Origin of the sequence: Mesorhizobium sp. M8A.F.Ca.ET.208.01.1.1 (genome assembly GCF_004791315.1) — a bacterium.
In the GTDB taxonomy this organism is placed as follows: domain Bacteria; phylum Pseudomonadota; class Alphaproteobacteria; order Rhizobiales; family Rhizobiaceae; genus Mesorhizobium.
The window spans coordinates 546567-559032 of sequence record NZ_SRUT01000002.1 but is presented as its reverse complement, the minus strand read 5'-3'; the positions used below and the strand labels follow the sequence as shown (position 1 = coordinate 559032).

10 protein-coding genes are annotated in these 12466 nt (G+C 62.3%); 8 read left to right on the top strand and 2 right to left on the bottom strand.

Translation table 11 applies throughout. The features are described from left to right. Positions 1 to 20: 20 nt before the first annotated feature. The 6 genes from EN851_RS13195 to mgrA all read left to right on the top strand — a co-directional run bounded on the left by EN851_RS13195 (position 21) and on the right by mgrA (position 6081). Complete coding sequence (locus EN851_RS13195; protein ID WP_135929385.1) at positions 21 to 914, top strand: sugar ABC transporter permease; 894 nt, start codon at positions 21 to 23, stop codon at positions 912 to 914. Beyond that, on the top strand, positions 907 to 1842 hold the full coding sequence (locus EN851_RS13190; protein ID WP_127277058.1) for a carbohydrate ABC transporter permease: 936 nt from the start codon (positions 907 to 909) through the stop codon (positions 1840 to 1842). The genes EN851_RS13195 and EN851_RS13190 overlap by 8 nt, the downstream gene beginning before the upstream one ends. A gap of 5 nt (positions 1843 to 1847) precedes the next feature. Then, positions 1848 to 2945: an ABC transporter ATP-binding protein gene (locus EN851_RS13185; RefSeq protein ID WP_135929603.1), complete on the top strand. Its 1098-nt coding sequence runs from the start codon at positions 1848 to 1850 to the stop codon at positions 2943 to 2945. Between the two features lie 55 nt (positions 2946 to 3000). After that, a complete protein-coding gene (locus EN851_RS13180) occupies positions 3001 to 3747 on the top strand; it encodes a sugar phosphate isomerase/epimerase (protein ID WP_127277060.1) in 747 nt (248 codons plus the stop codon). 11 nt (positions 3748 to 3758) lie between these two features. Continuing rightward, positions 3759 to 4901: a Gfo/Idh/MocA family oxidoreductase gene (locus EN851_RS13175; RefSeq protein WP_127872346.1), complete on the top strand. Its 1143-nt coding sequence runs from the start codon at positions 3759 to 3761 to the stop codon at positions 4899 to 4901. 133 nt (positions 4902 to 5034) lie between these two features. Further along, positions 5035 to 6081 (top strand): L-glyceraldehyde 3-phosphate reductase, encoded by a 1047-nt coding sequence (gene mgrA / locus EN851_RS13170; protein ID WP_135914973.1) that lies wholly within the window; start codon positions 5035 to 5037, stop codon positions 6079 to 6081. A 75-nt stretch (positions 6082 to 6156) separates the two neighbouring features. On the opposite strand, the gene EN851_RS13165 is transcribed toward mgrA, so the two are convergent. Continuing rightward, positions 6157 to 7254 (bottom strand): trypsin-like serine protease, encoded by a 1098-nt coding sequence (locus EN851_RS13165; protein ID WP_127280604.1) that lies wholly within the window; start codon positions 7252 to 7254, stop codon positions 6157 to 6159. Between the two features lie 401 nt (positions 7255 to 7655). Between EN851_RS13165 and EN851_RS13160 the strand changes: the two genes are divergently transcribed. Then, positions 7656 to 8744 carry a serine protease gene (locus EN851_RS13160; protein WP_135929384.1) on the top strand — a complete coding sequence of 363 codons (1089 nt, stop codon included), beginning with the start codon at positions 7656 to 7658 and terminating at the stop codon, positions 8742 to 8744. Between the two features lie 152 nt (positions 8745 to 8896). Then, positions 8897 to 10717 carry a hypothetical protein gene (locus EN851_RS13155; RefSeq protein WP_135929383.1) on the top strand — a complete coding sequence of 607 codons (1821 nt, stop codon included), beginning with the start codon at positions 8897 to 8899 and terminating at the stop codon, positions 10715 to 10717. Positions 10718 to 10756: 39 nt separating this feature from the next. On the opposite strand, the gene amrB is transcribed toward EN851_RS13155, so the two are convergent. Beyond that, positions 10757 to 12412, bottom strand: coding sequence for an AmmeMemoRadiSam system protein B (gene amrB, locus EN851_RS13150; protein ID WP_245520739.1), 1656 nt, complete (start codon positions 12410 to 12412; stop codon positions 10757 to 10759). Between the last annotated feature and the right edge of the window lie 54 nt (positions 12413 to 12466).

The window sequence follows — 12466 nt, the reverse complement described above, 5'->3', positions numbered from 1 at the left end:
GTCCCAGCGAGGCTGCCGAGATGAGCAACAGCGAACGCCCCAACCGGCTTTTCCGCAATCTCAACGCGAAAATCGCCTCGATCCCGATGGTGCTCACCGCCGTGGTGGTGTTCGTCGGCGGCACGGCATGGACGGTGCTTTATTCCTTCACCAATTCGAAGCTCCTGCCGCGGTTGAATTTCGTCGGGCTCGACCAGTATTACCGGCTTTGGGCGACGCCGCGCTGGCTGATCTCGATCGAGAATCTCTTGATCTACGGCGTGATCTCACTGGTGTTCTCGCTGGTGATCGGGTTTCTGCTGGCAGCCCTGCTCGACCAGAAGATCCGTTTCGAGGACACGTTCCGCACCATCTTCCTCTACCCCTTCGCACTGTCTTTCATCGTCACCGGCCTTGTCTGGCAGTGGCTGCTCAATCCGGATTTCGGCGTCCAGGGAGTGGTGCGAAGCCTGGGCTGGACCAGCTTCGACTTCAATCCGCTCTACAATTCCAGCATCGTCATCTACGGCATATCGATCGCCGCGCTTTGGCAAGGCACGGGACTGATCATGTGCCTGATGCTGGCGGGCCTGCGCGGCATCGACGAGGATATCTGGAAGGCCGCACGGGTGGACGGGATACCCATGTGGAAGACCTATCTCTTCATCATCATCCCGATGATGCGGCCGGTTTTCATCACCACGCTGGTGATCATCGCGTCCGGCATCGTCAAGGTCTACGACCTCGTCGTTGCGCAGACCAGCGGCGGTCCCGGCATCGCCTCCGAAGTGCCGGCAAAATATGTCTACGACTACATGTTCTTCGCCCAGAATCTCGGTCAGGGCTTTGCCGCCTCGACCATGATGCTGCTGTCGGTGATGATCGTCATCGTGCCGTGGGCCCATCTCGAATTCGGAGGCCGCAAGCGTGTCTGACCATGCCGTCTCCTTGTCCGCCACGTCGTCAAACCCGCAAGCCGGCGTCTCCGGACCGAGCGGACCGAAGCCGCGACACGTGTTCTCGCGCCGCAACATTTTCCTCTACGGTACGCTCATCGTCGTGGCGCTCTACTACCTCCTGCCGCTCTATGTGATGGTCGTCACCTCGCTCAAGGGCATGCCGGAAATCCGCCTCGGCAACATCTTCTCGCCGCCGCTCGAGATCACCTTCGAGCCCTGGGTCAAGGCGTGGTCGCAGGCCTGCACCGGCCTCAATTGCGACGGGCTTTCGCGCGGTTTCTGGAACTCGGTGCGCATCACCGTTCCCTCGGTGATCCTGTCGATCGCCATCGCCTCGGTGAACGGCTACGCGCTGGCCAACTGGCGCTTCAAGGGCGCCGACACATTCTTCGTCATCCTGATCGTCGGCGCCTTCATTCCCTATCAGGTGATGATCTATCCGATCGTCATCATCCTGCGCGAGATCGGCCTCTATGGCAGCCTTACAGGCCTGGTGATCGTGCATTCCATTTTCGGCATGCCGATCCTGACGCTTCTGTTCCGCAATTATTTCACCTCGATGCCGGAGGAGCTGTTCCGGGCGGCGCGCGTCGACGGCGCCGGCTTCTGGGGCATCTACCTGCGCATCATGCTGCCGATGTCGCTGCCGATCTTCGTCGTCGCCATCATCCTGCAGGTGACCGGCATCTGGAACGACTTCCTGTTCGGCGTCGTCTACACCCGTCCCGACACCTATCCGATGACGGTGCAGCTCAACAACATCGTCAACTCGGTGCAGGGCGTGAAGGAATACAACGTCAACATGGCCGCCACCATCCTGACCGGCCTGGTGCCGCTGGTCGTCTATTTCATTTCCGGCAAATTGTTCGTGCGCGGCATTGCCGCCGGCGCGGTGAAAGGGTGATGGCGATGGCGGCGAACGGCACCAGCGTTTCGATCCAGGACTTGTCGCTGAACTTCGGCGCGGTCTCGGTGCTGCAGACGCTCAACCTCGATGTCGCCGAAGGCGAGTTCATCGTGCTGCTCGGACCTTCCGGCTGCGGCAAGTCGACCTTGCTCAACTGCATTGCCGGCCTGCTCGACATTTCGGAAGGCCGCATCTTCATCAAGGGCAAGAACGTCACCTGGGAAGAGCCCAAGGACCGCGGCATCGGCATGGTTTTCCAGTCCTATGCGCTCTATCCGCAGATGACGGTGGAGAAGAACCTGTCCTTCGGGCTGCGTGTCGCCGGCATCGCCAAGGACGAAATCGCCAAGCGCATCGCGCGTGCCGCCGAGATCCTGCAGATCGAGCCGCTTTTGCAGCGCAAGCCGGCGGCACTCTCGGGCGGCCAGCGCCAGCGCGTGGCGATCGGGCGGGCGCTGGTGCGCGATGTCGATGTCTTCCTGTTCGACGAACCGCTGTCCAATCTCGATGCCAAGCTGCGTTCGGAGTTGCGCGTCGAGATCAAGCTTCTGCACCGCAAGCTGCAGAACACGATGATCTACGTCACCCACGACCAGATCGAGGCGATGACGCTGGCCGATCGCATCGCGGTGATGAAGGGCGGTGTCATCCAGCAGCTCGACGCGCCGCAGACCATCTACAACCGTCCGGTCAACCGGTTCGTTGCAGGGTTCCTCGGCTCGCCGGCGATGAATTTCGTCGAGGGGCAGCTGGAGGCTGGCACGACGGCGGTGTTCAAGACCGGGGATTTGACCATACCGCTCGATCGCTACGGCTTCGACGGCGCCGGCACCAAGAGCGGGCCTTGCGTGTTCGGGATCCGGCCGGAGCACGTTGCCTTTGGCGAGGCCGCGAACTCCATGCCCTTTGCCACCGATGCCGCCGTGGAAATCGTCGAGCCGATGGGCTCCGATACGCTGGTGTGGACGAAACTCGGCGTGCGCAATTTCTCCTTCCGGGTCGAGGCGGAAAAGACGCTGCGCAACGGCGATCCGATCCGGATCGGCTTTGATCCCGCTCGCGCCTCGCTGTTCGATACCCCCTCCGGCAACCGCATGTAGCTCCCAAGAAGACCATCCTCCCAAAGACAATCCCCAAGCAGAACGGACAGAGACGATGAACTGGTCATTCCAACTTTATAGCGCCCGCAATTTCTTGCCTTGGACCGATGTGCTCGAAATGCTCGGCAAGCTCGGTTACGCCGAGGTCGAAGGCTTCGGCGGCGTCTATGACGATCCCAAGGCCTTCCGCGCCGAACTCGACAAGAACGGCCTTGCCATGCCGACCGGGCATTTTTCCATCGATGCGCTGGAGAAGGATTTCGACGGCGTGCGCCGGATCGCCGAAACGCTCGGCGTCAAGCTCTTGATCTGCCCCTATCTGATGGCGGAGGACAGGCCATCCGATACCGCCGGCTGGCGCGGCTTCGGCGAGCGCCTGGCCAAGGTCGGCGAGGTGGCCTCGAAGGCCGGCTATGGTTTTGCCTGGCACAACCATGATTTCGAGTTCAAGGCGCTCGCCGACGGCTCGCTGCCGCAGGATCATATCCTGTCCTCCGCCCCCGACATTGGCTGGGAAATGGACGTTGCCTGGGTGGTGCGCGGCGGCGCCGACCCGCTGCCCTGGATCGAAAAGCACGGCAAGCGCATCGTCGCCGTGCATGTCAAGGACATGGCGAAGCCGGGTGAGGGGCTGGATGAGGATGGCTGGTCGGATGTCGGCCACGGCACGATCGACTGGGCGGACCTGATCAAGGTGTTGCGGGCCAAGAGCGCGGCGAAATACTTTGTCATGGAACAGGACAATCCCAACGACATCGAGCGCTTCGCCCGCCGCTCGATCGCAACCGTCAAGAGCTACTAGGAACAACCACCATGGCAAAGAAACTGGGTATTGGCGTCATCGGCTGCGGCAACATCTCGAAGGCGTATTTCTCGCTGGCGCCGCTGTTTCGCGGCATCGAGATGCGCGCCTGCGCCGACATCAACATGGACGCGGCCAGGGCACGGGCGAAGGAATTCAAGCTCCGTGCCGAAACCGTCGAGGATCTGCTCAAGGCCGACGATATCGACATCATCGTCAACCTGACCATTCCGGCCGTGCACTACGAGGTGTCGAAGCAGGTGCTCGATGCCGGCAAGCACGTCTATTCGGAAAAGCCGTTCGTGCTGTCGCTCAAGGAGGGCCAGGACCTCAAGACGCGGGCCGAGAAGAAGGGGCTGCGCATCGGCTCGGCGCCGGACACGTTTCTCGGCGGCGCGCACCAGTTGGTGCGTGAGCTGATCGACGAGGGAAAGCTCGGCAGGATCACCAGCGGCACCTGCCATGTCATGGGCCATGGCATGGAACACTGGCACCCCAATCCGGACTTCTTCTTCCAGCCGGGTGCCGGGCCGGTGCTCGACATCGGACCGTACTACATCACCAATCTCATCCAGCTGATCGGGCCGGTGAAGCAGGTGGCGGCTTTCGCGACGACCCCCGCCAAGGAGCGGACCATCAGTTCCAAGCCGCGAGCGGGTGAAAAGATCCCTGTCAACACGCCGACCACCATTCACGGCCTGCTCGAATTCGAGAACGGCGCCGTGGTGACACTGAACACAAGCTGGGACGTCTGGGCTCACGGCCACGCACCGATGGAGCTTTATGGCGAGGCCGGAACGGTGTTCGTGCCGGATCCGAACTTCTTCGGCGGCGACGTGCGCTTCACCGAAGAGGGCAAACCGGTCAAGAAGCAGCCGAAATGGAAGCATCCGCTGGGCATCCCCAATGAGATGCACGGCCAAGGCATGATGGCCAATTACCGCACGGCGGGCTTGGCCGACATGGCGCTGGCGATCGCCGAAGGGCGGCCGCACCGCTGCTCGATGGAACTCGCGCTGCATGCCGTCGATGTCATGACCGGCCTCCTGCGCTCCGGCGAAACCGGCAAGTTCGTCGCCATGCAGACCACATGCGAGCGTCCGGCCGCGCTTGGCGTCAAGCAAGCCAAGGATCTCCTGGCCAAGAAGAAGTAGTCGCGGAGATTATCGATAATTTTGCTTGCCCCCTCTCCCCGTTCCTCCGGGGAGGGGGTAAAGGATGGCGTACGGGCACGTTCATCGCCTCTGCGATGACGGTGCCCTGTCCGTTCAGATTCGAGGATTTCCCATGCCCTATATCGCCGCTGAAAACCGCTACGAAAACATGATCTACAACCGCTGCGGGCGGTCCGGCCTCAAGCTGCCGGCGATCTCGCTCGGGCTGTGGCACAATTTCGGCGACGACACGCCGCATCGGACCAAGCAGGCCATCGTCCGCAAGGCTTTCGACCTCGGCATCACCCATTTCGACCTCGCCAACAATTATGGTCCGCCGCCCGGCTCGGCGGAGACCGCTTTCGGCGAGATACTGCGCACCGATTTTTCCGCCTATCGCGACGAGCTGATCATCTCGACCAAGGCCGGCTACGAGATGTGGGCCGGTCCCTACGGCGAATGGGGCGGGCGCAAATACGTACTGGCCAGCCTCGACCAGAGCCTGAAGCGGATGGGGCTCGACTATGTCGACATCTTTTATTCGCACCGTTTCGATCCCGACACGCCGCTCGAAGAAACCATGGGCGCGCTCGACCATGCGGTGCGTTCGGGCAAGGCGCTCTATGCCGGCATCTCGTCCTACAATTCGCAGCGCACCCGCGAGGCCGCCGACATATTGAGGCAATTGGGCACGCCCTGTGTCATCCACCAGCCGAGCTATTCGATGTTGAACCGCTGGGTCGAGGAAGACGGGCTGCTCGACACGCTCGAAGGGCTCGGCGTCGGCTCCATCGTGTTTTCGCCGCTGGCGCAAGGCATGCTGACCGATAAATATCTCGGCGGCATTCCCGATGGCAGCCGGGCCTCCCAGGGCAAGTCGCTGAAGACGGCTTTCATCAACGACCGCACCATTGCGAACATCAAGTCGCTCAACGCGATCGCCGGCAAACGCGGCCAGACGCTGGCGCAGATGGCGCTGGCATGGGTGTTGCGCAAGGGCAAGGTGACGTCGGCGCTGATAGGCGCCAGCCGGCCCGAGCAGGTCGAGGATTGCGTCGGCGCGCTCAAGGTGCTCGATTTCAGCGACGCCGAATTGGCCGAGATCGATACTTACGCGCGCGAGTCCGACATCAATCTGTGGGCGGCCTCCGCCGAGCGCAAAGGTCCGCCAAGGAAATAGGCTCGCTCGGTAAGCCGGCAAACAAAAACGGCGGGATGTTCCCGCCGTTTCCCGTGGCAATCCGAAGCGGTCGCTTCAGGGCGACTTTGGCTTCTGGGCGGTACCGAGCCCAGCCTTGGGCTTTTCGGGCGCCGGGGCGGATGTCTTCATCTTGGCCTCGATCCAGCCGGTGTAGTTGGCCAGCCGCGTGTAGATGCCATAGGCGTCCTTGTGGCCGCAGGCAGCGCTGCCATCGGCCGGGCCTTCGCCCCAACTGACGACGCCGACCTGGATCGGGCCGCCGGCGCCGGTCATGAACAGCGGTCCGCCGCTGTCGCCATTGCAGGCGTCACGCACGCCGCTCGTGGTGCCGGCACAGATCATGTTGCTGGTCAGCGGATCGGTCATGTCGGCGGCAATCGCATTGGCCGCGGCATCGATGCCCTTTTCCGAATAGCGCATGCGGTGCGACAGGTCTCCGAGAGCCGCTTTCAGGTCATGCGCATAGATGGCCTTGATGCCGCTGTTGCAGGCGCTGTTTGGCTGCAGATCGAGATCGGCGACCATCAGCGTGGTCGGGAAGGTGCCGTCCTGCATCTTGCCCCAGCCGGTGACGGTGGTCTTGCCGGTGTCTGGTGTCGCGTCATGGGTAAGCTTGATGGTCGGCGCATCGGCCGGGTCGGCGAGCCGAAGCAGGCCGAGATCGTTGTCGAGCGTCTGTTCGCTGTAGCCTTCGTTGACGATGACTTCGACAACCTTGTGCCGCTTGCCTTCGCTGAGATCCGTGGCACCGGTCAGCACGGTGACGGAATCGGGCGAGATCGGGCGACCCTTGTCGTTGAGGCAGTGCGCAGCCGTCAGCACCCATTGCGGCGCGATCAGGCTGCCGCCGCAAAACTGCGCGTTGGCCTGAGAGGCCGGATTCTCGTCCAGCCTGGCGGTGGTGAGGAGTGCCACCTGGAAAGGATAGGCGCCCTTTTCAGCCTGATTGCCGCCATAGACGCGATCGGTGCCGTCGGGGTTCTCCGCCGCTGCCTTGGCCCTGGCATCGGTCACCCGCTGCATCGGCGAAACGGCCGCTTCCGGCCGGACGGCGGCCTCGTCCGCCTGGCCGGCGTTGATGAATGCAACGGCAGCGGCGATGCCAAGCAGCGATGCGGCAACGACCTGCCCGAACCGATTTGTGATGTGCACCCGAACCCCCTCCTGAGACAATTCTCCCGCGCGGATCGACGCCGGGCATTGTGCAACCAGAGGCCGCCGGTTCGGCGATCCGGACACGCACCCTATCGAACGGCGCGCGATCGGTCACAAAACCGAATCCCACTTTTGCTAACCGTGCCCGCGAGCAGAACCCGCACAAAACTCTATAGCCCCCCACGGGCTACGTGGAACCGATTTATCATTGCCAATCTTGGATTATTTTAGGCAGTATGTCGCGGCAGGGTCTTAGGCGGGGGCTTTAGATTGACCGAGGCAAACAACGATCCGGTACGTTCGCCGATAGCCTTTGCCGATTTTTCAGCACCACCACGATCTCGACAATATTTCTGTATTTTGATCCAGTCCTTGCTGACTTTTGGGAGAGTCTCACCATGACAAAACTGACAAAGCTTATGATTGCGTCTGCATTGCTTTCCACCGCAATGTCGGCAGTCCCTGCTTTCGCCGCCGATCCTGGCTCCGCCAGTGCCGGCAATGGCGAAAGCATGCGGGACGTGACTTCGGGCGACTACAAGCCCGGGCGGGCCAAGCCGATCGCGCCGCCGACGCTGACTGACGAAGACAACCGCGCCGCGCCGATCACCGACGAGAAAGCGGCTGTCAAATCCTATGGCATCGTCGGACGTTCAGCCGATGGCAAGGAGATCAAGATCGAACCGAGCGAAGCGCTGCGGGAGATCATCATCAAGGAACTGAATGCGCCGGCCAATGGCGCCGAGGGCGGCCCGCGCAAGACCGAGGATCCTGACCTTGGCGAAGGCGAAGCCGGACGTCAGGTTTTCGGCACCGACGATCGTGAGCAGGTCAAGAACACCAAGACCTATCCGTTCTCGGCAATCGGCTATCTCGAAGCCAAGTCGAAGACCGGCTATGGCAGCTGTTCGGCAACGTTGATCGGCCCGCGCACCGTGCTCACCGCCGCGCACTGTCTCTACAGCCACGAGGACAAGGACTGGCTGTCCGACTACCTGTTCGTGCCGGGCCTCAATGGCAGCACCGCCGATGACGCTCCGTTCGGCGCCTTCGAATACGAAAGCGCCTATGTGCTGCAGGGCTTCATCGACAACTACCAGGGCTATTACGGTTCGGTGATCCCGTGGGATCTCGGCATCATCACGCTGAAGCAGGATGTCGGCACCAATCTCGGCTGGCTGGGCTACGCCAACTATGACGATCTCGGCGACTTCACCGCCAACCTCGTCGGCTATCCCGGCGACAAGCCGATGGGTACGATGTGGAAGGCGAGCTGCGAAGTCCATGCCGAAAACATCGCTCCGGAGTATTTCCAGTACGACTGCGATACGTTCCCGGGGTCGAGCGGCAGCTCGGTCTATGCGTATGACAACAACTCCAAGCAGCGCATCATCACCGGCGTCAACGTGGCGGAAAGCCCCGAAGCGAACACGGCGGTACGCCTGAACGCCGCCAACATCCAGTGGATCAACAGCCTGTACAAATAACACTCGTACTCGCAGTTACCGGTAAAGGCGGCGGATCAATCCCGCCGCCTTTTTTTCATGCCGACCCTCCGCGCGGCTTCTCTTGCGCGAGGCAGGCGCCCCGACTACGCTTGATCCCCCAAGGGGTTGGGCATCCAAAGGGGGCTTGGAGCATGGCGCGGGCAAGGGCAGTGCTGGGGATCGCGGCCGCGTTGATGCTGGCCACGCCGATGCTTTCACCGGCTTTCGCCGACACGGCCCCCGGTGCCTGGGCAGAGCGCGTGCAGATCCTCTACCAGAGCGACACGCGCTCGGTGCTGCGCAGGGCGGTGCGAGTATGGGATTTCCATCCGGAGAAGAATCTCGATTTCACCTGGGAGCCGGCGGCGGGCCAGTCTCCCGACCGGACGATCGCGCAGGACGGGACGATCAACGGCAAGGGCAGGCTGGTCTGGCACGTGCGTGGCTCGGCGAGCTACGACCCAAAGACCGTTTATTCCAGTTATTTCGGCGATATCAGAAACGGCAGGCCCGACGGGCAGGGCCGGCTCGAATTGCGCTCGGGTGAGGCTTTCGAGGGGCATTGGTTCGCTGGAGACCTCGACGGAAAGGGCATCCATGTCGATGCCGAGGGCAACCGCTATGAAGGGCAATTCGTCAGGGGCGTTCCGAGCGGCGAAGGCAGGTTGCTGTCGAAGACGGGCGAAATATTCGTCGGCTCATTTGTTGATGGCCTGAAGGATGGCAAGGGCCAGACCCGGCTCGCCGGCGGCACGGTCTACAGCTCTCAATGGGTGATGGGCAAGGAGGTTGGCGGCTCGCGTCCCGACGTGTTGGCCGACGCCAGGGTGGGCGGCCTGCTCAAGGCACAGGCCGGCGGCGGCGATGCCGACAGGGTGGAGATCGGCGTGGTGGTCGACCAGCGCATGACGCAGCAGGCCGACATGAGATACCAGCATCTGGTGCGCGACGAGGACATCGCGATCTATCCGGAGGACAACCTCTACAATGATGCCTGGAACGGCACAGGGCAGGTCAACACGACCAATGTCTATGAGGGCCGGGATTGGGAGGATACGCCGGCCTTTGCCGAGGTCGATCTCAACACCACGGACAAGTCCAAGATCAAGCTCGACAGCCTGGAAATGAAGGTAGCGGCCAGCGACGCCTATCGCAAGCCGATGCTGTCGATCTCGGAACATTTCGGCTGCATCGGTTTCCGGCCGGATTTCTCGATCGTCAACAATGGCTGGGGCGACGCCAAGGACATGAAGATGTCGATCCAGTTCACCACTGTGGACGAGGAAGGCAACCCGACCGGTCAGCCGAGCCGCATGTTCACAAAAGATGTCGGCGGCTTCGGCGACGGCGTCGACGTGTCGATCAAGAGCGTGCTCGACGAGGCCGGCGTCGATACGGCCAGTCTGGAAACGGGACGTTTCCCCTGTCCCTCGGTCGACAGTCTCAATGTCTGCCGCAGCCAGCTCACCAACAAGATCAAGTTCGGCGAGGTCGGCGATTATCTCGGCAATTTCAACCAGGCGATGACGCTGAACGCGATCGGCAAGTTCGACTATTCCTGGACCGACGATCAGGGCAATGTCACCCGGCAGAGCGAGCCGTTTCGCGCCCAGATGACAATGGCGGTTTTCGAGGTTCCCGAATCGATGGCCGAATGCGGCGACGGCGGTGGCGGCAGCCCCGAAGCGATGCGCTACCAGAACATCGAGTTCCCGATCGGCAAGCACGACTACACTTTTCCCATGCCGGTGCGCGGCAACAAGACTATCAGTGCCTACACTGCGCGGCTGAAAATGTGGTCGGCGATGTCGTCGATCCACCGCTTCAGCATCGCCGCGCACTTCGCCGACGGCAGCGTGCGCGAGAGCAAGCCGGTGAGCTTCTTCTATTTCCGGCCGCAGCAGTCGCTGTTCGAAACCAAGACCGAACCGACGGCGTGCTATCTGCCGCGTAGCATGGCCGGCTGCGGCTAGAGGGGTATATGTCGATATTCAGGTGAGGGCCTAGGGCGGCTACTTGCGTCCCATCTCGAAATAGTTGGGCAGCGGGATGAGCCTTGTGAAGACCGTGCCTTGCGGGAAGACGCGCAGTTCCAGCATCGACCCCGACGAGCGCTCGGCGCCCTGGTCGAACAGGAAATTGCCGAGCGAATAGACCTCCGCCACGTCGCCGCCGGCAAGCGGGGCGATTGTCTCGCTCGACACATGCGGATGGCCGCCGACGATGACTGACGCGCCGCGCAATCGCATCTCGTCGGCGAGCCTGTCTTCGCGCGGCGACGGCTCGGTCTTGTACTCGCGGCCCCAGTGGACGAAAGCGGCCACCGGGCGTTCAGCATTCTCGTGCAGCAGCCGGTCGAGCAGGGCAGGGGTGAGCAGGTCGGTGTTCTTCGAGCCGTTGGTGTCGATGTCGGTCAGGCCGACGAGGTCGAGATCGGCAAGCGCCAGCGTCTCGCCCTGGGCGACATGGGGGATGCCGGCTTCGTCCAGCGCCTGCAGCGTCTCGGCATAGCCGGACGGGCCGAGATCGTAGGCATGGTTGTTGGCGAGGCTCACGCCGGCGACATGCAGCCGCTTCAGCATGTCGACAGCGAGGCCCTCCGGCATCGCCAGCGTCATATCGTCGATCGCCTCCGGCACGTTGGGCAGGATGACGCCTTCGAGATTGACGATCAGCGGCCGCGAGTTGGTCAGCGACAGGATGCTGTCGACGATGCGGTCGGCAACACCGTCGCGGACCAAAATCTTCTTCATGGCGCGGCCGAAATTCACGTCGCCGGCGAGATAATAGATTTTGTCCTTGGGCCGTGTGGGGTTGTTGAAGTCGGGGCGGAAAGCGCCGAACAGCGCCACCACATAGCTGGTGGTGCGCTCGACATAATCCGATGTGTGTTCCTGCGAGTTCTCGTTGGCGACGACCAGCGGCAGGGCGCCGAACAATTCGCGCTGCAGCCTGGTCTGGATGTAGAGCGCGCCGACGGAATCGGCATGATCGGGCTGGCGCAGTGCCGCGATGCCGTCGAGCGAGCTGGCGGCCAGCATGTTGAGCGACTGCTGGTCGAAACGGCGTGCCTCATGCTGCGGCAGATAGTGCGAGAAGTCGGTGGATTCGACGATCAGCGTGTCGTGGTCGACAATTGTCTTAAGTGCCTCGGCAAGCCTGTCCCAGTCGCGGCGCCGCGCCTTCACCGACATCGCCACCGGCACGATTTTCGCCTCGGGGAAATAGTGGTGCAGGAAAGGCAGCATGGCACGTACGCCATGCTCCTTGTCGAACAGGCAGGACTCCTCGACCATGTCGCTGTTCTTCTCCAGAAGCCGCACGGCATCGGTGTCGGCTTCCACCGGACCAAGCACGGTGTCGAAGCCGCGCATGGAAGTGGCGTAGAGCTTGCGCGTCTTGTGGAAATGGTCCGGCGACAAGATGACGATGCGTTTGTAGCGGAAGCCCGAAGCGGCATGGAAACCCAGCGCCACCAGGTCGGCGGCCAGCAGATGATGCGGCACGGTGATGCCGGTCAGTCGCTGATTGGATGGCTGGACCTCGGCCGCGCTGGCGATGGCATTCTCGAACAGCTTGGCGTCGTCGTAGAAGGGCGGGAAATTCTCGGCGCCGGGCGGGCAGACGACAGGGGCGGCGAAGGCTGGGAGAGGGAGGAAGAACAGCATTGCCATAGCCGGCCAGATTCGCGCGAGGCGACCCCCCTCTGTCCTGCCGGACAT